Source organism: Clostridium gasigenes, assembly GCF_017348895.1.
GTDB classification, from domain to species: domain Bacteria; phylum Bacillota; class Clostridia; order Clostridiales; family Clostridiaceae; genus Clostridium; species Clostridium gasigenes.
On record NZ_CP071376.1, the window covers coordinates 2,454,384 to 2,478,429 of the forward strand.

A 24,046-nucleotide genomic window follows, 5' to 3' on the forward strand; every position below is an offset into this window, starting at 1 on the left:
GCTATTATGGAATTAAATTGGAGCTTAAAAGAAATATACACATCATTTAATAGTAAGGAATTTAAGGGGGATATTGAAAAGCTTACTGAACTTATAGAAGATATTAATACATGGGCAACAGAAACAGTTAAAGATAATCAAAATGTAGTAGTAAAACTTGAAGATTATATAAAAAGATTTTCAGAATTTACTAAGCTAATTAGTAAACTTGGTTCATTTGCAGAACTTACTGTAAGTGCTGATACAACTAATATAGAAGCATTAAAATATTGTGATATTATTGAAACTAAATCAACTAAAATAGTTGAAGCATCTACAAAACTTGAAAAGTGGATAAGTAATATAGAAGATATAGATGTAGTAATAGGTAAATCAGAATTACTTAAAGAACATGAATTTGTATTGAAAAACACAATAGAGTTAAGTAAATATTTACTTAGTGATAGAGAAGAAAATATAATAGCAACTATGCAAAATACAGGCTCAAGTGCCTTTGGAAAGCTTAAAGATAAGCTAATATCTTCATTAAAAGTAGAAATTGAAGAAAATGGAGAAGTTAAGGAATTACCACTTACTGTAGTTCTTAATATGGCTTATGATAAAGATTCAGATGTTAGAAAAAGAGCTTATGAAGCAGAAATAGCATCTTATAAAAAAGTAGAAGAGGGAGTAGCCGCAGCACTTAATGCAATAAAAGGTGAAGTTTTAACTGTTTGCGATTTTAGAGGTTATAAATCACCACTAGAAAAAACTCTTGTAGAATCAAAAATGGATGAAGAATCATTAGAAGCGATGTTATCTGCAATGAGAGAAAGCATGCCTGTGTTTAGAAAATATTTAAGAAGAAAGGCAGAAATATTAGGACATAAAAATGGTCTTCCATTTTATGATTTATATGCTCCAATTTCAGATGCTGATATGAAACTTACCTATGAAGAAGGGGCAAAGTTTGTAGAGAAGAACTTCAGAACTTTTAGTGATAACTTAGGTGATTTTGCAGCAAAAGCTATTAATAATAATTGGATAGATGTTAAACCAAAAGAAGGTAAAGTTGGCGGGGCATTTTGTGCAGAGCTTCACTTTATAGGTGAATGTAGAGTGCTGTTAAATTATGGAGATAGCTTTAGTGATGTAATAACAATGGCACATGAGCTTGGTCACGGATTCCATGATGAATGTTTGAAAAATGAATCTATACTAAATATAGATTGTCCAATGCCAATAGCTGAAACTGCATCTACTTTCTGTGAAACAATAATTAAGAAAGCAGCTGTTAAAGATGCTACAAAGGAAGAGGCACTAGCTATTTTAGAAGCAGAAATTAGTGGATGTACACAAGTGATTATTGATATATACTCTAGATTTTTATTTGAAAAGTCACTTTTTGAAGCTAGAAAAGAATGTGCACTAAGTGTAGAGCAAATAAAAGAACTTATGTTAAATGCGCAAAGAGAAGCTTATGGAGATGGACTTGATCCAAACTTCCTACATCCGTATATGTGGACTTGGAAGCCTCATTATTATTATGCAGATAGTAATTTCTATAACTTCCCTTATGCATTTGGATTATTATTTGCGAAAGGATTATATGCTAAATATCTTGAAGATAGAGAAGGATTCCCAGAAAGTTATGAAAAACTTCTTGAAATTACAGGCAAGAATAAAATTGCAGATGTAACAAAAGTTATGGGAATTGATATCCATAATAAAGAATTTTGGAAAAACTCTTTAAAGACTGTAGAAGATGATATAGAAAGATTTATTGAACTTAGCAAAAACTAAAATATAATAATTAATAATAAAAAACACATGCAATTTTGCATGTGTTTTTTTGCATAAGAAATATGAAACAATGTATGTGAAATAATTCATTGGGGATAAAAAATGGACCGGAGTTATATCAAATAATGAGGGATAAAGATGACCGAGGTGATAATATAAAATATTATTATAGTTTGTTAATATGTATAGAACCCTAATAAAAGGGCTCTATAAATATTATGATACTGCAGGAGCTTCTATTAAAGTTGCAAATATAAATTGATGTTGATGATTATCTACAACTGTAGTTACGCCAGTTACTAAATGAACATGTTTACCATTGCCAACTGGTATTGCTGGACCAGTAGTAACACATATTTCATGAAAGTGATCTAAAAAATCTGTTCTAGTTTTTATTTTGTGAACATGAGATCCATGTTCAGGAATAGCTTCACCAGAAATACCTGCAAAACGATGGTTGTGTCTATCGTCACCTTCCTCAGCAAATTTAGTACTACCTAAAAATTCATGAACGTGAGTTTGCTTCTTACAAGGGTCTGAACAATTATTAGTATACATAAATGACCTCCTTATATAATCAAGATACTAATAGGATATGCAAATTTATTAGTAATGTGATTGTTTTTATTTTAAACGATATTATAGCTTACCAAACTGGGATAACTTTTGTTGAAAAGTAGAAGTGCACAGTTTGGGAAGTAGATTTTTTTCAAGGATAGATTTCTAAACTATTGATGAAATGTTAGATGGTGCATTAAATCAAATTGAGAATAAAAAATATGATGCTAAAACAGAAAATATGATAAAGCTTTCTATAGTTTTAGTGGTAAAGGTATTTTTATAAAAGGATAATTATAAGATATATCCAAAAATAAAAAAACTATGCAAATTTAATTGCATAGTTTTAATTTTTATACTTTTATATTTTTTCAACGTTTACGGCAGTAGGTCCTTTTGGACCATTTTCAACGTCAAAAGTAACATTTTCACCTTCTTGTAGACTTTTTCTTTCACCTTCAGCTTTAATATTTGTATGATGAACGAATAAATCCTTTTCACCCTCACATTCTATAAAACCAAAACCTTTTTCATCATTGAACCATTTAACTGTACCTGTTTTACTTGCCATTAAAATCTCTCCTTAAATTCTAAATATCATTATATAGATTAAATAAAATTGTTTATTTTAATCTACAATACATAGTATTTACAAAAAAAATTAAAATATACTGTATTTTAACAAGAAATAATTGGTGAATAGATTTATGGATGGTATAATTTAAATAGAATTTCTAAAAATATAAAAGAAAGTACATTTATAAAAATATGATTAGGCATTTGAAGATTATTTAGAAAGGGGAATATATAAATGAATAAAAGAAAGTTATTATTAATGGTACTAATAATATTAGTGGTATCAATTACAACTATAGGGTGCTCTAAAGTTAGCAAAGCAGAAAAAGTATTAGATAATTATAAAGAATTATGGACTAAAGAAGATTTTAAAGGCATGTATGGGTTATTAAGTCAAAATTCTAAAGATGAAATATCAGAGGAAGAATTTTTAGAGAGATATAATAATATTTACTCAGCAATAGAAGCTACTAATTTAGTTATAGAAGCTAATGGTAAGGGAGAAAAAGTTGAAAAAAATATAGCTATTCCATTTAAAGTAACTATGGATACCGTAGCAGGAAAAATAGAATTGCCAGATTTTAAAATTAATATTGTTGAAGAAGAAAAGGAACTAAAAGTTCAGTGGGATGAAAGTTTAATTTTTCCATCAATGGTTACTGGAGATAAAATAAGGGTTATAGATGATTTAGGAAGTAGAGGTAAAATATTAGATAGGGATGGAAAACCATTAGCTGAAGATGGAAAGATAAGTGTTTTAGGAATACATCCAGCAGTATTTAACCAAGAAAATAAAGACGAAAAAATAAAGAATATGGCTACAATATTGGATATAAGTGAAGAAACAATAACTACTAAACTTAATGCAAGCACTAATCCTGAGCAATTTGTTGAAATAGTAAATATATCTAAAGATGATAGTAAGATTTCAAAGTTAGCTAATAGAGAAGCTGGCGGTATATTAATACAAAATAAAGATGGCAGAGTTTATACTGGGGGAGCAGCCTTTGGTAGATTAGTTGGATACATTGGAAATGTTACTGAAGAAGATTTAGCAAATAATGTAGACAAAGGGTATACACAAACAAGTTTAATTGGGAAAGCTGGTCTTGAACAAGTTTATGAAGAATCATTAAGGGCAAAAAATGGTGGAGAAATTTATATTGCAAGAGGCGAAGAAAAGATAGCTATAGCTAAAAAAGCAGCAGAAAATGGGACTGATATAAAACTTTCTATAGATTCAGCTCTTCAAAGCACGGTATATAATGAATTTAAAGAAGAAAAGGGTGCGGCAACAGCAGTTAATCCTAAAACAGGAGAAGTTTTAGCATTGGTAAGTGCGCCATCTTATGATTCAAATATATTTCAAACATATGTAACTAAAGAACAAAATGCATTATGGGAAAAAAATAATCATGCAGATGAAATAAATAGATTTAATAAAACTTATTCACCAGGTTCTACAATGAAGTTATTGACTTCTGGAATTGGTTTAGAAAATGGAGTGCTAAAACCAGAAGAGAAGAGACCTATTGAAGGAATGTCATGGCAAAAAGATAGTACATGGGGAGATTTTAAAGTTACAAGAATACATGATACACCAGCAGTTAATTTAATAGATGCTGTAAAGTATTCAGACAATATATATTATGCACAAATTGCTTCTGAAGTAGGAAGTGAGAAATTTATAGCTGGAGTTAAAAAGTTTGGCTTTGGAGAAAAGTTAGAATTTGAATATCCAATGGAAGAATCAAGTATATCAAATGATGGAACAATAAATAGAGATATATTACTTGCTGATTCGGGTTATGGACAAGGTGAGTTAATGGTAACACCTTTAAATGTAGCATTAGCTTATAGTGCATTAGGTAACGAAGGAAATATAATGCAACCAAGATTAGTGATAAGTGAAAATTCTGAGGCAAAGGTTTGGAGAGAAAAAGCAATATTACCTGAAAATGTACCTGTACTAGTAAAATCATTTTCAGCATTGATAAATGATGAAGATGGTACATCTACATTAGCTAGAATACCAGGAATAAATATAGCTGGTAAAACTGGAACAGCGGAAATAAAAAAATCACAAGAAGATAAAGATGGAAAAGAGAATGGATGGTTTGTTGCTCTTAATACAGATGATTCTAAAATTGCAGTATCTATGATTTTAGAAGATGTAAAAGGAAGAGGGGGAAGTCAACTACCAATTCCAAAGGTTAAAAATATAATAGAATATTATATGAAAAGATAATAAAAATGAGTAAATGTTTTCATTAAGTGATATAACCCTACATAGTAAATGTATGGTTATATCTTGTAAAAAAGGGGATACTATAAACTTATAAAAGTGAAAAATAATAATGTACCTTTATATAAAAATGTGGCATAATATAAAAATGTAAAAAATTAATCCATAAATTTAGCTTGTGAGGAGTTTGAAATGAAAATAGGATTTGATCATAAAAAATACTTAGAAGAACAATCAAAATATATACTAGAGAGAGTAAACAACTATGACAAACTGTACCTAGAATTTGGTGGTAAATTGTTGTTTGATCTTCATGCAAAAAGAGTTTTACCTGGATTTGACGAAAATGCTAAAATAAAATTATTACATAAATTAAAAGAAAAGGTTGAAATAATTATTTGTGTATATGCAGGGGATATCGAAAGAAACAAAATGCGAGGAGATTTCGGTATTACATATGATGTTGATGTTTTAAGATTAATAGATGATTTAAGAGGATATGAGCTTGATGTTAATAGTGTTGTAATTACAAGATACAACGGGCAACCATCTGCAACAACATTTATTAATAAACTAGAACGTAGAGGAATAAAAGTTTATAAACATGAAGCAACTAAGGGATACCCAACAGATGTAGATATGATTGTAAGTGATGAAGGTTATGGTAAAAATCCATATATAGAAACAAGTAAGCCAATAGTAGTTGTTACAGCACCAGGACCTGGAAGCGGTAAACTTGCAACTTGTTTAAGCCAAATGTATCATGAAAATAAAAGAGGAAATGTTGTTGGATATTCTAAATTTGAAACTTTCCCAGTTTGGAATGTTCCACTAAAACATCCTTTAAATATAGCATATGAAGCAGCAACAGTGGATCTTAAAGATGTAAACATGATTGATTCATTCCACATGGATGCATACAATAAATTATCTATAAACTATAACCGTGACATTGAAACTTTCCCAGTTCTTAGAAGAATTATCGAAAAGATAACAGGAGAAGAAGCAGTTTATAAATCTCCAACAGATATGGGTGTTAATAGAGTAGGGTACGGAATAATTGATGATGAGGTTGTACGCGAAGCTTCAAGACAAGAAATAATAAGAAGATATTTCAAAACAAAATGTGAATATAAAAAAGCTTATACTGATAAGGAAAGTGCGGATAGAGCAAAACTTATAATGGAAGAATTAAACCTTAAAGAAACTGATAGAAATGTAGTTGTTCCAGCTAGAGAATATTCATCAAAACTTAAAGAAACAGCTGGTAAAAATGAGATTTGTCCAGTAGTGGCTCTAGAGCTTAATGATGGAACAATATTAACTGGAAAATCATCAATAACAATGGATGCAACAGCAGCAGTTATATTAAATGCAGTTAAGCATTTTGCAAATATAACTGATGATATACACTTAATTTCACCAGTTATAATAGAACCAATTTTAAACTTGAAATCAAAGACTTTAAACAGTATGAGTACAGCATTAACTTGCGAAGAAGTACTTATAGCACTTAGTATTTGTGCTGCTACTAACCCAATGGCACAAGTAGCACTTGATAAATTAACAATGCTTAATGGCGGTCAAGCACATTCAACAACTATACTAAGTATAAATGAAGAACAAACCTTCAGAAAGCTAGGAATAGATGTAACATGTGATGATGAATACCCATCAGCAAATCTTTATTATAACTAAATTTATATAGGTTAAAATAAAAGAATCTCTTATTGTATTATAAGCAATAAGGGATTCTTTTTATTTATAAGTAATTTGAAAAAAATAATAGACCAATTTGATAGTCTGTTATTTTTTTCTAATGCCTAAGGAAAATACAAGTTAGTTATAGAAAAATAGATTATAATAGATATATAGGATTAATAATAGATTGGGGGAATAAAAATGTTTAAAGGGGTAGAAAGTGAAGCTATTTATGATAATCAAAAAATTGAATATAGAATAGTAACTAATTATGAAGATGCATATAGATATAATTCGCCAAGAGGAAAAAGCGCACCTAAAGCAGAAATATTTATGGATATAAATGAAAAAAATTATAAATCAGAAAGTACAAAAAGGGAAAGACAAGATAAGGCTATAAGAAATAGATCAAATAGAAAGAATAATCATAAAGATTCTAGTGATGAAACTAAAACTATAGGAGCAATAATAATTGCAATTATATTTTTTGTTTTAAAGTTAATATTTTAATAGAGTAGAAAAGTTAAAAATAATAGAAATTAATGCTACCTTAATAAGTGCGATTTATATATAGAAAAGAATTTCAAATGAAATTCTTTTCTATATTATGCATGAAATGATAACGTTTTTTTAGGGGGATTTGTCAATAGTTAATTTAAATTTATAGAAGTATAATATAAACATAAGATACAGGAGGCGATATATTATGGCAAGTTTATCATTAAAACATATATATAAAGTTTATGAAGGCGATGTAACAGCAGTTAAGGATTTCAACCTAGAAATTGAGGACAAGGAGTTCATTATATTTGTAGGACCATCAGGATGTGGTAAATCTACAACATTAAGAATGATAGCAGGCCTTGAAGATATTTCAAAGGGTGAACTTTCAATAGATGGAAAAGTAGTTAATGATGTAGCACCAAAGGATAGAGATATAGCCATGGTATTCCAAAGTTATGCATTATATCCACATATGACAGTTGCTGAAAATATTTCATTTGGTTTAAAATTAAGAAAAATGCCTAAAGATGAAATAGAGAAAAAAGTTAAGGATATAGCAAAAACATTAGATATAGAACATTTATTAGATAGAAAACCAAAAGCATTATCAGGTGGACAAAGACAAAGAGTTGCACTTGGAAGAGCTATAGTTAGAGAACCTAAGGTATTCTTAATGGATGAACCATTATCAAATCTTGATGCGAAATTAAGAGTTCAAATGAGAACAGAAATATCAAAATTGCATAAAAGATTACAAACAACATTTGTATATGTAACTCATGATCAAACAGAAGCTATGACAATGGGTACAAGAATAGTAGTTATGAAAGATGGTATTGTACAACAAGTTGCAAGCCCTCAAACTTTATATAATAACCCTGAAAACATGTTTGTTGCAAGCTTCATAGGAAGCCCACAAATGAACTTTATGACTGGAACTATAGTAGAAGACGCTGGTAAGATGTATATTAAAATTGAAAATGATAAAATATTATTACCAGAATCTAAAGCTAAATTACTAAAAGAACAATCATACATTGGAAAAGAAATAGTAATGGGAATAAGACCAGAAGATATTAAAGATGATGAAGAATATATAGCAGAACATCAAGACGCTGTATTTGATGGTGAGGTAGATGTAGTTGAATTAATGGGAGCTGAAAGTTATATTTATATGAAAAAGGCCAACAGCAACTTAACAGGAAGAGTTACTGGAAGTACTAAATTAGTAAGTGGACAAAAGGCTAAGTTTGCAATAGTAACAGAGAAAATTCATATATTTGATAAGAAAAGTGAATTTGCTATTAAGTAATTCTTGGATTAACCTAGAGTTTGATTAAAAGCAGCACCTTCATTAAGAAATTTTATTATGAAATGTCTTTAAATTCCGTATTAGTAGAATAACTAAGGGTATAATAGTGGAATAAGGGACTAAAAAACTGTCTAAGATATTGGTGCTTTATACCATAGGTCTTAGACAGTTTTTTTAGGTGTATTTAAAAAACTGATAAATATGAGATAAGGAATCTAAAAAAATAGCTAGTCAAAGATTCCTAAGGGGGATACTATGAATAATATACCGATTTTATTAGATGAAATGTGTAAAAAATCAAGATTAGAGTTAAAATTAATAGATAACAATAAAGTTGAGATATATAATAATATATCTTCAAAAGAAGAGTTAATTAGTAGAAGTATTTTAATAAATAGCAATATATATGATATAGTGCTTACAAAATTAAGTTTTCCATGTTTATCAATAATAGAGTTTACTTTAAACAAATTTATAAAAGAAGAAAATAATATCTGCTTAGAGGCTTTATTTAAAGGTGATCAAAATTTTGATAATTTTAATAAATCACCAATACATAAAGAGGGGAAAATAATTGTAATAGATTGTAATGAAGTAAATGAAGTTGTTGAATTAGTTAAAAGTACTTATAGTGGACAAGATGTTTACATAGGTAAAGCTTATAGCAAAATAGTTTTGATAGGTGATTTAGAAGATGAGCGAGATCATGGAATAAGTTTAAGGGAAACAATTATAAGCAATATAAAAACTAAGGTATATATAGGGGTAAGTAGTATTGATGGAACATTTGAAGGACTTGCAAAAGGTTATAAAGATGCGAAGGAATCTATAAATATAGGTAAGACCTTTAGTATAATGCCTGAGGTATATTTATGGGGTGAAATGAATTTCGAAAAAATTGTTTATAATATTAATGATAGCTATTATAAAGAACTTAAAGATGCATATAATAGGTTGTTTAAAAACTTAAATAAAGAATTAATATTAACTTTAGAAGCGGTCTTGAAATGTAATTTATCATTGGCTAAAGCATCAAAAAGTTTATATATACATAGAAATACTTTAATGTATAGAATAGAAAAGATAAATAAAGAAACTGGACTAGATATAAGAAATTTTAGAGATGCAACTTATTTATATATGTTATATATGAATAATAAAAGATGATTATTTTATTAAATTCAGATCTTAAATTTAGCCAAGAATATTATTATTGATAATGAAAGGGAATCTTTTTTATTTAAGCAATATGAAAAGATAACTCAGATTAGTCCTAGTAGTGTCCTTGCTAAGTATATTGAAGGTAAGGAGTTTACTTCTAATGCTAAGATCGGATCAATTGATTTTTTCATTTGGGTTTAATATTAGTCAGAAGGATGGCGGTTGAAAAAGCTATAATGAATGAGCTTAGTGTTAGTAGTATCAGAATATGATTCGAAAAATCTAATGAACACAGTAATAGAAAAAGTATTAGAAAATGAATGCTATAGCCATATATCCTATGCAATGAACCGACCATTAAGATTACTTATAAAGGATACATCACTATTAACAGAAGAGGAAATATATAGAACTGCTTATTCTTACCCTAGCAACGATTTTAAATTTATGAATAGTTTATTTGATTCTAAAACCACAACAAATTATTTTGTTGTGAAAATTAGTTTAATACAACTTTAAAATACAAGATAAAATGCAATTAATTGGATTGCTTTATTGTGAAAAAAGTACAAATATTAAATATAAATACACATATATTTAATAAAATAATATGATTAAATAACAAAAAGTTGGAGTTATATTTACAAAACACAAGATAAAACATAAACTTCTCAGGTGATAATACTATATATTGTAGTATTAAAATATAAAAATATCTTTTTGTGAGATAAGCATAATATAATTTCAAGTATGTCATAATATGTCTTTTTTTTTTTTTTTTTTTTTTTTTGCAACAAAATATTACAAAAATATATTAATTTACATGTTAAACTAAAAAAGTAGACAAGCTTGTATACAAAATATTAAAAAAAAAGGGGATAAATATAATGAAAAAAATAAAAAATATAGCTTTATCTTTAATTTCACTTATAGCTATAAATGGTACTGTAGCTTTTGCATCTAATATTGATAGACCGTTTACTAAGTTTAGCTTGCCAGCAAATTATGGAAATTGTTATTCGCCAACACAGGCGTTTAAAGTCAATAATACTAATTATTCTTATGTAAAGCCTACTTCAATGATTGGTACTTCAAGGGTAAGTTTTTGGATATCCAATACTAGTCTCCAACCACTTACTGGTGTTATAGACTTACCTGTAGGAAGTTCATTTAACACAATGTATTATTACTCATATCCAGGTACAAATCTAGATGTTAGATTATCTTGTGAAAATGCTGAATATTCTAGCGTTAATGCATCTGTAACTGGACTAGTAGATTATGATTGATTTTACTAGCAATAGTAAGTAGTTAGGTATTTAAAAAATATGATATATAATTTCTAATTTTAAAAAGCTACATTATTATTAGAGAACTAAGAGTAAAATACGATTAAGTAAAATTAGTTATAATGTAGAAACTTTATTAGAATATATATATGCAAAGTTCAAAATTTTACATTTTATAATAAAGCAATAAAACTAAAGAGTTGAACTAAACATTATTTTTTATCATTAAAAACTAATTTATGTAGCAAGTTAACAGTTTGTGCAAATATAATTTGCTACATAAATTTTATTTTTATACATAAAATCAAAAATATTTAATTATTAAAGAGCAAAATAAAATATAAGTTTTTTATATATTAAGAAAATGGAGGATATCATGCGTAATATTATAAAATTAGAATTTTCTAATTGTATAAATAGTAATAGGTTTAAAATAATGTTTACTATATTATTTGGAATCAGCATTACAAGTTTTCTAATAACGGCTATTAATTATTATGGAAGTTTTAGTTATTCTGTAAATGTTACTTCTTTAATGGGAATGTTGCAGGGAAGCAGAGCTAGAACAATATTATTCTTTTTTATAAGTGCAATGCCATTTATAGTTGGTTTTATATATTCAGATTCTTATTGTATAGAGCGTAAGAGTGGAATAAATGTATCGCTTTATATGAGAAGTGGCAGAAAAAAATATTTATTATCAAAATTGATTGTTATAGCTACAGTTAGTTTTGTTTCTGTTTTTTTTGTATTATTTATGAATGAGCTATTAACATTCATAACTTACAATAACAAGGGAAGTGATATTGCAGGAATGACAGTATATCAATATAGGAATAGATATATATCGGACTATTTTCTTGCTATGTTAAGTATAAATAAACCTATTTTATTTAAGTTTATATTAATACTTGTAAATTCTTTATATGCATCTATAATGGCAATGCTTTCGTATAGTTTAACTTTAATAATCAAAATGAAAGGTATAGCAATGATAACATTAGTTTCAATTGGGAATTATCTTTTAAATATATTAATAGCTAATATAGGGTTAGAGAGAAAGTTCTCTATGCCTATGTATCAAACAGGAGCAGCGGGGAATGTTATATGTTTTTCTATCTTGGTTATATTATGGTTGCTTACTATATGGATAATTTTTTCTATAGGAACTAGAAAGGATGTTATTTAGAAAATGAAGAGTAATATAAAAATCAAAGATATATTAAAAAATAAAATAAACTTAATTTTTATTCCAATAATATTTTCTCAAATTTATTTTTTGCAGGGGTCTATAGGAATTGTAAAGGAGCCAGTTAACATATATATTTCAGGATTATATACTATGTATGAAAGGGCGTTATTTGTAATTGTTTTTTTATTAATTAATTACTTAATAATATGTGAATTTGACAAAAATATGATTATATTACGATACAAAAGTTCTGAATTGTGGGTAAAGGATATATATGAAAAAATCATAAAAAAAACTGTGAAAACTATATTAATTCTAAATAGTTTTCCTCTAATTTTTGCTATAAGCCAAAGCAATCTTACTACTAAAGATTGTGCTATACTTATTATGTATGTAGTAAATCAAATAGCGTCATTTTCTATCCTAGTATATATATATATTCTTGTATTTGCATTAACGCACAATAAAATATATGTTTTTTGGGGGATATTTATTAGTTTATATCTACCTAAAATTTTATTAGATTTTTTTAAGAATGGATATATCACTCCAATTAATATGATATTTTTAAATCCCAATATAAGTATAGGAAATATGTTACTACAAACAAATATAATAGTTGTAATTTGTGGCATAACTGTATATTTAATTCAAAATAATTTTTTAAAAGATAAATATAAGGATATAATATGGAGATTTTAAAATGAAAAAAAGAATTTACATCATTATTTTAGGGTGGCTAATCATATATATATCATCATATATGATTAAATCAAATGTATTATATTATTCAAATGATATTAAAGATTTATATTTAGGTTACTTTAGCTATTTACCAATAGGTCCTAAATTAGGAATAATGGATTTTATTATTCCAGTAGTGCATATTGTATTTGTCATATATATGTTTTCAGGAGATATATTAGATGATATAAGCGAAAAAGGTGTAATTATATTTACTAGAACAGATAAAAAGGAGAAATGGATATTAAGTAAATATATGAATATTTTATTAGAGTTAGTTGTATATTTTGCAATTCAATTTATACTTTTTTTTGTTTTAGGAAAATTAAATAATATGAGTATTATAGAATTTGATGAATTTGTAAATGTTACTATTGCATTATTTGTAATGCAAGTATTGTCAAGTTATTTATTGGTAGTATTATCAAATACAGTTTCTTTATTTAGTAACTCAATTTATGGATATTTGGTTAGCACTATTGGGATACTTGTTAATGTTACTGTATTAGATGCGTTATATAATAATAATATTATTAAGTATCTTCCATTCTCGCAGCATTTAATACTATTTAATGATTTAAGTTTTATTAATAGAAATATATTGTTATTTAATTTTGAAATTAAGGGGTATACTTTAGCAACTAATATTATAGTAGAAGGTTTATTATTATGTATGTTGCTATATGTATCAATTAGAAGAATAAAAAAAATGGATATATTATAATAGATTAAGGTGAAGTAAGGAGAAAATTATGGCGTTTATTGAAATAAATAATTTGGATAAAAAAATCAAAGAAAACTTAATTTTAAGTAACATAAATTTAAAACTTGAAAAGGGAAATATATATGGAATTATAGGAAGAAATGGTTCAGGAAAAACAATGCTATTTAGAGCTATATGTGGATTAATAAAACCGACAAATGGAAATGTGTTAATTGATGGTAAGTTATTGGGAAAAGATATTGGATTTCCACCATCTTGTGGAGTTATAATAGAAAGTTGTGGTTTTTGGAGTCAATATACTGGTTATGAGAATTTAAAAAAACTGGCTTCAATAAAAAATATAATAACAGATAAAGAAATTGAAGATATATTAGTTATGGTAGGATTAGATCCTAATGATAAAAGACAATTTAAAAAATATTCATTGGGAATGAAACAAAAGCTTGCTATAGCACAAGCAATTATGGAAAAACCAGAGATATTGATTTTAGATGAGCCTACCAATGCGTTAGATGAAGAATCAGTAGATATAGTCAGGAACATTATATTAAAAGAAAAAGAACGTGGTGCTTTGGTAATAATAGCAAGTCATAATAAAGAAGACATAAATCATCTTGCAGATTTCAAATTTAAAATGGATATGGGTAAAATCCAACCGATTATAGAGTAAGGAGGTCGTATAAATGAATAAAAGTAGTAAGATCTTTTTTATGGGTATAATAGGTGTTTGTGCAATATGTTTATTAATAGGCATTAAAGTAAGAGGTTCTATTAAAGATTTAGAATACAAAGATGTAAGCAATCAGGCTGGAGAATATAGCTATAATATTAGGGGAAATACAAATGATGTGAAAAATTTAAGTTTAGATAAAATAAAAGATGAATTAGAAAATGAAAGTGATGTTATAGTTACCGGAAGTTTCACTGGAAAGAGGAAGATGATTAAGGAGTCTGTATTAAGTGAAGTAAGTATTTTAAAAACATATAAAGGTGATACAAAGTTAAAAAACATTTATATTTATGAACCTGTATTTTCTTATTTGTTCATTGATGGTCCCTTCAAAGGAAGTGTTATTTCAGAGGGTGGGTATGGATTAATGAACGAGGGAAAAGAATACCTATTGTTTCTGAAAGAAGAAAGTAATTCACCTGAGTTTGGATATCTAAAAAAATCTGACAAAGCATTTACTTATGTGAATAATGAATTTGGTAAGCTATGCATAGAGTATGATAAAAATGATTATAAAGTGGTAAAAGAAAATAAAGATGGTAAAGATAGATATAATGAATTTAAAGGCTATGAACAAGTAATTTCAAATGAAGAAGTTTTTGACTTCTACAATCAATTAAGAGAAATAGTACTAGATAGATATTCCTTATAATCTATGGTTGCGTAGCTATGAAAATAAAAAAAATATAAAAAAGTAAAGGTAAGTTATATAAGACTGATTTAAGAGCAATAGGTAGATAGTTGAGCTATTGTTTTTAATTTATCAAAGGCTGAGTTTTCACATAATAGTGTAAACTCAGCCTTTTGTTTATTAATTGAAATTTAAAGTCGAGCCTATAAATTTATGCTGCGTCTTCTACGTTTTCTCCACGAATTTCTGCCGCAGTACGTATTTTATAGTTTTTAAACATAATAGATCCTAAGTAACCACTAAAGACACTAACTATAATACAACCTGCGGCTGTTATTAATACTTTAGAAGCTGGATTATATGCGAACATTACTGCAAAACCAGCTATAGGAGTAGCTGTTCCTGGAGACATATTTACAAGTCCCATTAATGCTATTATTACTCCAGATAGAGAACCACCTATAAAGTTAGTTATATAAACTGGTATAGGATTTGCGGTAATTATATCTGCTTGAGTTAGAGGTTCTATAGCAACTGCTATAGTATCTTTTTTACTTCCAAATTTAAGTTTGCTAAATAATACAAAATTCATGAATGATGAACCAAATACTGATAATGCGCCTATAGCCATAGGTGCACCTGTAAGTCCAAGCATTGCTGTTAGAGCCATTGAACTAAGGGGTGCTGTGGCAACAACAGTTATTGTTCCTCCAAGTACTATTCCCATTATTATTGGGTTAGAAGTAGAGGCTGATGTTAAAATTTGACCAATATTTAATAATGTTGAATTTACTAGTGGAGTCATACCTAATCCTATTAGTCTACTTAATGGAGCTGCAATTATAATTATAATTATTAAGTCTAATCCAGCAGGTAATTTTTTTTCTAAATACTTAACTACAAATGACATAATGTATCCAGCGATAAATCCAGGTAATATTCCAAACCCAGAGCAAGATAGTCCAACTAAGACTGCATATACTGGTGAAACACCAAGAGCTAAAGGCACAAGTGTTGCAGCCGCTACTCCTGATAAACTACCATTGGCTAAACCAACCTCGCCTAAAAATTTGATTTTTAATACACTACCAAAAAATGCACCGTGAAAGGCTTCAACTAGAAAGCTTGCACATGCAGCACTTGCTAGAGCACCCATTGCTTTCATTCCTTGTGGTGCTTTGTAACTAAATAATGTAAATAAAGCTAATACTAGTAGTAAAAGACCAGTCCCTATTAAAATATCCATTATTTTTTCCTCCTTAGATTGTTTAAATTATTTATTTTTAAATACTTTGTTTTTAAGTTCTAGACCAGTTTTAGTAATAGCAAGTCCACCAAGAGCTGTTTCTCTTAATGATGCTGGCAAATCTACTCCGATTTTATACATTGCAGATAATGCATCATCAAATGGTATTTTAGATGTTACTCCAGCCATAACTAAATCAGCTGTAGAAAGAGCACTAATTGCACCAGCTACATTCCTTTTTGCGCAAGGAATTTCAACTAATCCTGCAACCGGGTCACAAACTAGTCCTAATATATTTTTAAATACAATGGCACCGGCATCTAGACTCATAGCTGGCGTTCCACCCATCATTTGTACAACAGCGGCTGAAGCCATAGCTGCTGCTGAACCACATTCAGCTTGACATCCACCTTCTGCACCTGCAAATGTTGCGTTCATTCCAATTATCATTCCAACAGCCGCAGCCGCGAATAATCCTTCTATCATTTCATCAACACTTTTATTAAGTTTTTCACCAGCTGCTAATATTACTGCTGGAAGTATTCCACATGATCCAGCTGTTGGACATGCTACTATTTTACCCATGGCTCCATTAACTTCTGAAGATGATAATGCCATAGCCATAGCTTTGACAGCAGTGTCTCCTAAAAGAGAGTTACCAGCTTCTAAATATTGTTGTAATTTATAAGCGTCACCGCCGATAAGACCACTTAATGAATAAACTTTACGTTCACGTCCATCGGTAGCACCTTTTCTCATTACATCAAGAGTTTCTTTCATATGTGAAAATAATTCTGCGCGTGAAGTACCTTTTTCTTCAATCTCGCGATTTATTGCATATTCACTTAATTTTATGTTTTCTGTTTTGCATATTTCAATAAGTTGACTAGCTGACTTTGCTATCATTATGTTTACCTCCTGTTTCTGGATTAATAACTATAACCTTGTTTATTCCATTGATTTTTTTTATATCTGCCATTAAAGAATCGGGAACAACAGTATCTACTTCAAAAGTCATAGTTGCAGATTTCCCTTTTTCGCCTCTAACAAGTTTCATAAAAGCAATATTGATTTTATGAGAATAAATAAGTTCTGACACTTTTGCTACTGTTCCTGGAATATCATTATGACAAGTAATTATAGTAGGATATATACCAGTTATTTGTACACTATTACCATTTATCTCAATTATCTCTACATTACCACCACCAATAGATGAACCCATTACTTCAAAGGTATTATCTTTAATATCTGTTATTAAAAATTTAACTGTGTTTGGATGGACTTGTCCAAGATCTTCTTCAACAAAGTTTACAATTAATCCTTTATTTTCAGCAATTTCAATAGAATTTTTAAGTCTGTCATCGCTTGGCTCCATTCCAAGTATTCCTGCAACAAGGGCTCTATCTGTTCCATGGCCTTTATAAGTTTTACCAAAAGAACCATGAAGTAAGAATGTAACCTCTTTTATATCATTTCCAACAATAGTTTTTGCTATTTTACCAAGTCTAGCAGCTCCAGCTGTGTGGGAGGAGGATGGACCTACCATTATAGGGCCTAGAATGTCAAAAACACCAAAATTTTTCATAGTAACTATCATTCCTTTCATTAATATAATATTTTATTATATTTTTTCGCTAGTGTAGTAATTTTCCACAATCGGATACTTTTTTCGACTAAGTTCACTTAAATACTAAACGGTTTCACCTTGGTTGTCAAGAAATCGAGGTATTAAGGATTTTATTATTAAAAAAAGTTCCTAAGGAATCTTTTAAATAATAACTAGTCAGATTGTAGGCTATTTTCTTTCAATGCACCAAAATAAAAAACACTACAATAAATTATAGTGTTTTAATTTGGTTGCGGGGATAGGACTTGAACCTATGACCTTTGGGTTATGAGCCCAACGAGCTGCCAACTGCTCCACCCCGCGATATTAAGTTGTGTAATTAGTTTTCCTAACCACAAGACTTATAATAGTACACTAATTGTAATAAGTCAACTTAAATATTATTTTTTAAGGCGTAAAGAGTAAATTAATTTATAGTAATTCTTTTAGAACTTAGTTTTTTCAAACACCTTAAGTTAAATAATTCATAAAAAGGGATTAACCTACTGAAAAAAATGGTCAAATAATATATAATAATACTAACTAATATAAAAAATGAATTTATTAGAAACAGGGGGAGAAAATTATGACTAATAATGAATTTGCAGTTCAAATAAAAGATTTACAAATGAATTTCGGGGATAAAAAGGTTTTAAAGGGAATAAATTTAGACATACCGGCAGGTAAAATAATAGGTTATATTGGACCAAATGGTGCAGGGAAAAGTACAACAGTTAAAATAATATTAGGGCTTATTGAAGGTTACACTGGGGAAGTTAAAATATTTGGAGAAGATATTTCAACTGGAAATGAAGAATATAAAAAAAGGATTGGATATGTTCCAGAAGTTGCAGAGCTTTATGATAGTTTAACGGCTAAAGAATATTTAACTTTTGTTGGCCAATTATACGGATTAGAATATGAAATTGTAGATAAAAAAGCTTTAGAATTAATGACTATTTTAGGAATTGGAGATGCTTATGATTCAAGGATAACTACTTATTCAAAGGGAATGAAACAAAAAGTAACTATAATATCAAGTTTGCTTCATAATCCAGATATTTTATTCTTAGATGAACCATTAAGTGGATTAGATGCAAATAGTGTAATGATAATTAAAGAGATATTAGCAGAACTTGCGCGTAGTGGGAAAACTATTTTCTATTCATCACACATTATGGAAGTTGTTGAAAAATTAAGTGATAGAATTATTCTTTTAAATGATGGAAATATAGTTGCAGATGGAAACTTTAACGAGCTTAAAGAAAGTTCAAAAGAAGGATCACTAGAAGAAATATTTAATCAACTAACAGGCTTTAATAACCATAAAGAATTAGCAGAAAAATTTATTTCAGTTATTTGTGAGGTATAAGCTATGAAAGAGTTTAAAGTTTTAAAAATAATAGATAAGTTTAAAGGTATCTATAAAAAAGCTGGTGTAGATTATGAGGTAATGAGATTAATAATTAGCACTAAATTATTAATGGATGGAAGAAGAACCTCTGTTGCTTTTAACAATGGAAAAAAACAAAAGCCAGATTCAAACCAATTTACAAAAGCTCTTATAATGTATGCAATTATGGGATTCTTTTTAATGCTGACATTAGTAATTAAAATAAATATAATGTATCAATTATGCGTTTATTTTAGTGGATTTATGTTTTTTATTTTAACAGTATTTATATCAGATTTTTCATCAGTAATATTAGATGTTAAAGATAAAAATTTAATTGGAAGCAAAGGGATAAGTTTAAAAACAGTAAATGCAGCAAAGTTAACTCATGTGTTTATATATATGATGTATTTAACTATTGCCCTTGGAGGGTTTTCAATAGTAGTATCAGCTAGATATGGTATATTGTTTATGCTAGTTTTTATACTAGAGATTATTCTTATAGATTTATTTATGGTTATTGTAACAGCATTAATTTATTTTTTAGTTTTAAAGTTTTTTGATGGAGAAAAACTAAAGGATATGATAAATGTAGTGCAAATAGTTTTAAGTTTAACTATGGTAGTTGGTATGCAAATTGCTCCAAGATTATTTAATTTTATGGATCTTAAAATAACCTATACTCCAAAGATATGGCATTATTTATTTCCACCAATGTGGTTTGCAGCTCCTCTAGAAATAATACAGAGTGGGCATATTAATGGAGGCCTTATAGCAATGAGTATATTAGCAGTTATAATGCCAATAGCTTCAATTGTTGTTTATATAAAATTAGCACCAACTTTTGAACAATATCTTCAAAAATTAAATAATAATACTTATAAAAGTAAAGGTGATAAAGAAAAATTATCATTTAGGGTTAGTAAAATTATATGTAGAAATAAAGAAGAAAGAGTATTTTTTAATTTTGTAAATAGCATTGTAAGTAGTGAAAGAAATTTCAAACTTAAAGCATATCCAGCAATAGGTCTTTCAATTATTTTTCCATTTATATTTATGAGTATAGGTATTTATGATTTTACAGGTATTATGGAGTGGAGAGCTAAAATGGTAAACTCAAAAAGCTTTATAAGTTTATATGGAGTAGCAGTAATGTTGCCTAACATATTAATGTTACTCCAATATTCAGAAATGTATAAAGCTGGGTGGATATATAGAACAACTCCTATTAAGGATATAGCATCAATATTTAAAGGAAGCATAAAAGCTGTTATGTATAAGCTTTTAGCACCTGTTTTTATTTTTGAAAGTATAGTGTTTATAATAATATTCTCTCCAAAGGTTATTATACAAATAGTAGCAGTATTACTTGCAAGTATATTATCAATGATGATAATATTTATGACTATGGAAAAAGCATTGCCATTTACACAAAAGCAAGAAGTTGGAGATGCTTCAGGAAATATAGCGCCTGTAATAATAACAATGTTTACTATACCTTTATTAGCAGGAATTCATTTTGCAGTAACATTTCTGCCAATTGGAATCTATATTTATATTCTAATTTTAATAATAGTAGATATGCTTCTTTGGAGTAAAGTATTTAATGTTGAATGGAAGTCACTTAAATAATTATTATTTTGAAAGTACCTAAGGAAGGGTAAAATAAAAGACCCGAATACCTGCTTGTTATTTAGAAATCATAAAAATTTAGTAGTCATATTTTATAGAATTTAATCTCTATTAAATATGGCTATTATTATTAAAGAGATAGGAGAAATTAATTCATGGAAAGAGAAAGAACACTGGTAGGAGTTATAATATCTGCATTTATCGTATTTATAGCAATTAGTGATAAAACCTTAGTTAATGAATATATAATAAGGTATATACTTGTTTGTGTTATACTTATCGTTATTCAGCTTGCATCATATTTTAGTGGGAAATATAGAAGAATTATTGATTTATTTCAAATAGTATTCTCAATAATATTAATAACTAAGGGAATGGAAATTGTTGTTATTGCAGTGCCCTCAGTAATATATTCTCTTTTAATAAATAAATATAGAAAAATATCTTATGTATCTTCTATAGCTGGATTTTTATTAATTATAAATCCAGAGAATATAGCATTGTTTTTACTTTATTCTTCAATAATTTATCTTTATATGGATAGTTTATATAAAAGAGAAGTATCAGAAAAAGATTTGAAAAATAATTATAAAATAGAAAGAGAAGAAAATCATAAATTAATTGAAAAGCTTGCTTATATGGACAACTATCGTAATCATACAAATATAATGGCGCAGATTAATGAAAGAAATTATATAGCACAAAGTTTACATGATAAATTAGGACATAGTGTAACAAGTTCTATAATGCAATTACAGGTTTCAAAAGCTATGATTGATAAAGATAAAAATCTTTCTATGGAGTATTTAAACAGTGCAATAGAAAATCTAAGTGAAGGAATGGATGATATAAGGTTAATACTTAGAAGTTTGAAACCACAAGAAGAGATTATAGGAATTGAGAGTATAAAAACTTTATTATCAGAATTTCAAAATAATAGTCGCATATGTGCAGAGCTAAAGGTTACTGGAGATATAGCTACCATAGATTCAAGTTATTGGATTGTTATTGAAGATAATCTAAAAGAAGCTTTAACAAATGCTTATAAATATTCTAATGCTACAAAAATTGAAATGTATATCGAAGTTTATAATAAATTTATAAGAATAGAAATAAGAGATAATGGAAAAGGCAGTGAAAAAATAGCGAAGGGTTTAGGGCTTAGAGGTATGGAAGAAAGAGCTAGATCAATTGAAGGAACTATTAGCTTTTTAAGTAATAATGGATTTTCTATATCAATGATAATTGGATTGTAGGTGAAAAGTAATGAATATAAAAGTATTAATATGTGATGATGATAAATTAATAAGAGAAAGTCTTAAAATATTATTGCCTTTAGATAGTGAAATAACGGTTGTTTCTGAAGCTTGTAATGGACTAGAAGCTATTGAAATTTGTAAAAATACAAAGGTTGATGTAGCGTTACTTGATATTAGAATGCCAAAAGTAAATGGAGTGGAAGCAGTTAAAAAAATTGTTAGTGAAACAAATACAAAATGTCTTATATTAACTACTTTTGATGAAGAAAAGTATGTAAATGAAGCTCTAAGGTATGGGGCAAAGGGGTATATTTTAAAGAATAATTCACCAGAGCAAATAATAAATGCTATAAAATCTGTTTATAATGACACTATAGTTATGAATGAAAATATTTTAGGGAAAATTAGAGGTAATGAAGTAGAACCTAAAATTTCTAGTGAAAAATTTACAGAACGTGAAGTAGAGATAATAAAAGCTATAGCAGAGGGTTTAAGTAATAAAGAAGTAGGTAAAAAATTATTTATATCTGATGGAACAGCAAGAAATTATATTACAACAATATTAGATAAAACAGGTTTAGAACATAGAACTCAAATTGCAATTCAATATTTAAAGGGAAATCTATAAGGTAATGACATTTGTCATAGGTAAAAGGTGAGTTTTCTAACTGTTGGAAAACTCACCTTTTTTATATAATAGGATTATAGGATTAAAAGTAAGGTGTTTCAAAATAAATAACCAGTCAAAGATTTATAGGACTTTTTGAACTACACAAGAAGGTAACCATGTCTAAGATTGGATAAATATGAGGAGGAAATTAAATGAAAATATTAGAGGTTAAAAAATTATATAAAGAATATGGAAATAGTGTTGCTGTTGATGGAGTTAACTTTTGTATAAATGAAGGAGAAATATTTGGACTTTTAGGACCAAATGGTGCAGGTAAAAGTACAATTATTAGTATGATAACAGGATTAATTAAAAGTAGTGAGGGAGAAACAATTTTTGAAGAAAAGGAAAGTAAAATAAATAAGTGGAAGCAAAATATCGGGTTAGTTCCACAAGATTTTGCATTATATTTTGATTTAAGCGCAGAGGAAAACATTAAGTATTTCTGTTCATTATATGGATTTAGAGGAGAGGACCTAAAAAAGCGTGTAGATAATGCTTTAGAATTTGTTGGACTTTTAGATGTTAGAGGAAAAAGAGTAAATCAATTTTCAGGAGGAATGAAAAGAAGGCTTAATATGGCATGTGCAATAGCTCATACTCCAAAGCTTGTAATAATGGATGAACCAACAGTTGGCATAGACCCACAATCAAGGAACCATATATTGGAATCGGTTAAGAAGTTAAGGGATGAGGGAGCAACTATTATATATACATCTCATTATATGGAAGAAGTAGATGAAATTTGTGACAAAATTGCAATTATGGATCATGGGAAAATAATAGCAGAGGGAAATAGTGAATATTTAAAATCGTTAGTTAGCGATAAAAATATATATTCTATAACTCTTAAAAATAAAATTGAAGGTATAGAAACTGCATTGAAAGCTGTAACAGGAATTGAAAAAGTTATTGCAACTGAAAATGAATTGAAATGTTATTACCTAAAAGAAAGTAATGTTATAGAAGGTTTAGTAGCGGCTATTTCAAAGAAAAACGGAGTAGTTGAAAATATAAAAAATGAAACACCTAGTTTAGAAACAGTATTCTTAGCCTTAACAGGCAAAAAACTAAGAGATTAGAGGTGA

General features: G+C 28.0%; 23 protein-coding genes and 1 tRNA gene. 18 read left to right on the plus strand and 6 right to left on the minus strand.

What is annotated here, in order from left to right; translation table 11 throughout:
* Nucleotides 1-6 precede the first annotated feature (6 nt).
* Nucleotides 7-1,782, plus strand: coding sequence for a M3 family oligoendopeptidase (locus tag J1C67_RS11425; RefSeq protein ID WP_167866435.1), 1,776 nt, complete (start codon nt 7-9; stop codon nt 1,780-1,782).
* A 216-nt stretch (nt 1,783-1,998) separates the two neighbouring features.
* Here the strand turns inward: J1C67_RS11425 and J1C67_RS11430 are convergent, their stop codons facing one another.
* Both J1C67_RS11430 and J1C67_RS11435 read right to left on the minus strand, forming a co-directional pair.
* Nucleotides 1,999-2,340 carry a YmaF family protein gene (locus tag J1C67_RS11430; RefSeq protein ID WP_167866436.1) on the minus strand — a complete coding sequence of 114 codons (342 nt, stop codon included), beginning with the start codon at nt 2,338-2,340 and terminating at the stop codon, nt 1,999-2,001.
* A gap of 361 nt (nt 2,341-2,701) precedes the next feature.
* A complete protein-coding gene (locus J1C67_RS11435) occupies nt 2,702-2,911 on the minus strand; it encodes a cold-shock protein (RefSeq protein ID WP_089964767.1) in 210 nt (69 codons plus the stop codon).
* A gap of 240 nt (nt 2,912-3,151) precedes the next feature.
* Here J1C67_RS11435 and J1C67_RS11440 point away from each other — a divergent pair, with 240 nt between their 5' ends.
* From J1C67_RS11440 to J1C67_RS11495, 12 genes are all read left to right on the plus strand, one after another.
* The gene (locus J1C67_RS11440; RefSeq protein ID WP_167866437.1) at nt 3,152-5,164 is read left to right on the plus strand and encodes a penicillin-binding transpeptidase domain-containing protein; all 2,013 of its coding nucleotides are present in this window, start codon (nt 3,152-3,154) and stop codon (nt 5,162-5,164) included.
* 189 nt (nt 5,165-5,353) lie between these two features.
* Nucleotides 5,354-6,859 (plus strand): DUF1846 domain-containing protein, encoded by a 1,506-nt coding sequence (locus J1C67_RS11445; RefSeq protein WP_167866438.1) that lies wholly within the window; start codon nt 5,354-5,356, stop codon nt 6,857-6,859.
* Nucleotides 6,860-7,063: 204 nt separating this feature from the next.
* Nucleotides 7,064-7,372: a hypothetical protein gene (locus tag J1C67_RS11450; protein ID WP_167866439.1), complete on the plus strand. Its 309-nt coding sequence runs from the start codon at nt 7,064-7,066 to the stop codon at nt 7,370-7,372.
* A 196-nt stretch (nt 7,373-7,568) separates the two neighbouring features.
* On the plus strand, nt 7,569-8,678 hold the full coding sequence (locus tag J1C67_RS11455) for an ABC transporter ATP-binding protein (RefSeq protein WP_089964774.1): 1,110 nt from the start codon (nt 7,569-7,571) through the stop codon (nt 8,676-8,678).
* A 255-nt stretch (nt 8,679-8,933) separates the two neighbouring features.
* Nucleotides 8,934-9,845, plus strand: a complete 912-nt coding sequence (locus J1C67_RS11460) for a PucR family transcriptional regulator (protein WP_167866440.1) — start codon at nt 8,934-8,936, stop codon at nt 9,843-9,845.
* A gap of 234 nt (nt 9,846-10,079) precedes the next feature.
* The gene (locus J1C67_RS11465; protein WP_167866441.1) at nt 10,080-10,358 is read left to right on the plus strand and encodes a hypothetical protein; all 279 of its coding nucleotides are present in this window, start codon (nt 10,080-10,082) and stop codon (nt 10,356-10,358) included.
* 368 nt (nt 10,359-10,726) lie between these two features.
* Nucleotides 10,727-11,128, plus strand: coding sequence for a hypothetical protein (locus J1C67_RS11470; RefSeq protein WP_167866442.1), 402 nt, complete (start codon nt 10,727-10,729; stop codon nt 11,126-11,128).
* A gap of 376 nt (nt 11,129-11,504) precedes the next feature.
* Complete coding sequence (locus J1C67_RS11475) at nt 11,505-12,317, plus strand: hypothetical protein (protein ID WP_167866443.1); 813 nt, start codon at nt 11,505-11,507, stop codon at nt 12,315-12,317.
* A gap of 3 nt (nt 12,318-12,320) precedes the next feature.
* Nucleotides 12,321-13,022 carry a hypothetical protein gene (locus J1C67_RS11480; RefSeq protein ID WP_207253501.1) on the plus strand — a complete coding sequence of 234 codons (702 nt, stop codon included), beginning with the start codon at nt 12,321-12,323 and terminating at the stop codon, nt 13,020-13,022.
* A gap of 1 nt (nt 13,023) precedes the next feature.
* Nucleotides 13,024-13,788 (plus strand): DUF2705 family protein, encoded by a 765-nt coding sequence (locus tag J1C67_RS11485; protein WP_167866444.1) that lies wholly within the window; start codon nt 13,024-13,026, stop codon nt 13,786-13,788.
* Between the two features lie 28 nt (nt 13,789-13,816).
* Nucleotides 13,817-14,458 carry an ATP-binding cassette domain-containing protein gene (locus tag J1C67_RS11490; RefSeq protein ID WP_167866445.1) on the plus strand — a complete coding sequence of 214 codons (642 nt, stop codon included), beginning with the start codon at nt 13,817-13,819 and terminating at the stop codon, nt 14,456-14,458.
* 13 nt (nt 14,459-14,471) lie between these two features.
* On the plus strand, nt 14,472-15,170 hold the full coding sequence (locus tag J1C67_RS11495; RefSeq protein WP_167866446.1) for a hypothetical protein: 699 nt from the start codon (nt 14,472-14,474) through the stop codon (nt 15,168-15,170).
* Between the two features lie 190 nt (nt 15,171-15,360).
* Here the strand turns inward: J1C67_RS11495 and J1C67_RS11500 are convergent, their stop codons facing one another.
* From J1C67_RS11500 to J1C67_RS11515, 4 genes are all read right to left on the minus strand, one after another.
* On the minus strand, nt 15,361-16,395 hold the full coding sequence (locus J1C67_RS11500; RefSeq protein WP_167866447.1) for a PTS sugar transporter subunit IIC: 1,035 nt from the start codon (nt 16,393-16,395) through the stop codon (nt 15,361-15,363).
* Nucleotides 16,396-16,422: 27 nt separating this feature from the next.
* Nucleotides 16,423-17,301: an L-serine ammonia-lyase, iron-sulfur-dependent, subunit alpha gene (gene sdaAA, locus J1C67_RS11505; RefSeq protein WP_167866448.1), complete on the minus strand. Its 879-nt coding sequence runs from the start codon at nt 17,299-17,301 to the stop codon at nt 16,423-16,425.
* Nucleotides 17,282-17,983 (minus strand): L-serine ammonia-lyase, iron-sulfur-dependent subunit beta, encoded by a 702-nt coding sequence (gene sdaAB / locus J1C67_RS11510; protein ID WP_167866611.1) that lies wholly within the window; start codon nt 17,981-17,983, stop codon nt 17,282-17,284. The genes sdaAA and sdaAB overlap by 20 nt, the downstream gene beginning before the upstream one ends.
* 269 nt (nt 17,984-18,252) lie before the next feature.
* Nucleotides 18,253-18,328: transfer RNA gene (locus tag J1C67_RS11515), tRNA-Met, on the minus strand.
* A gap of 262 nt (nt 18,329-18,590) precedes the next feature.
* On the opposite strand from J1C67_RS11515, the gene J1C67_RS11520 reads away from it, so the two are divergent.
* The 5 genes from J1C67_RS11520 to J1C67_RS11540 all read left to right on the plus strand — a co-directional run bounded on the left by J1C67_RS11520 (nt 18,591) and on the right by J1C67_RS11540 (nt 24,040).
* Nucleotides 18,591-19,376: an ABC transporter ATP-binding protein gene (locus J1C67_RS11520; protein ID WP_167866449.1), complete on the plus strand. Its 786-nt coding sequence runs from the start codon at nt 18,591-18,593 to the stop codon at nt 19,374-19,376.
* A gap of 3 nt (nt 19,377-19,379) precedes the next feature.
* On the plus strand, nt 19,380-21,029 hold the full coding sequence (locus tag J1C67_RS11525; protein WP_167866450.1) for a hypothetical protein: 1,650 nt from the start codon (nt 19,380-19,382) through the stop codon (nt 21,027-21,029).
* A 155-nt stretch (nt 21,030-21,184) separates the two neighbouring features.
* Nucleotides 21,185-22,285, plus strand: a complete 1,101-nt coding sequence (locus J1C67_RS11530) for a sensor histidine kinase (protein ID WP_167866451.1) — start codon at nt 21,185-21,187, stop codon at nt 22,283-22,285.
* 10 nt (nt 22,286-22,295) lie between these two features.
* Nucleotides 22,296-22,916 carry a response regulator transcription factor gene (locus J1C67_RS11535; protein ID WP_167866452.1) on the plus strand — a complete coding sequence of 207 codons (621 nt, stop codon included), beginning with the start codon at nt 22,296-22,298 and terminating at the stop codon, nt 22,914-22,916.
* A gap of 194 nt (nt 22,917-23,110) precedes the next feature.
* Complete coding sequence (locus J1C67_RS11540) at nt 23,111-24,040, plus strand: ABC transporter ATP-binding protein (protein WP_167866453.1); 930 nt, start codon at nt 23,111-23,113, stop codon at nt 24,038-24,040.
* The last annotated feature ends 6 nt before the right edge of the window (nt 24,041-24,046 follow it).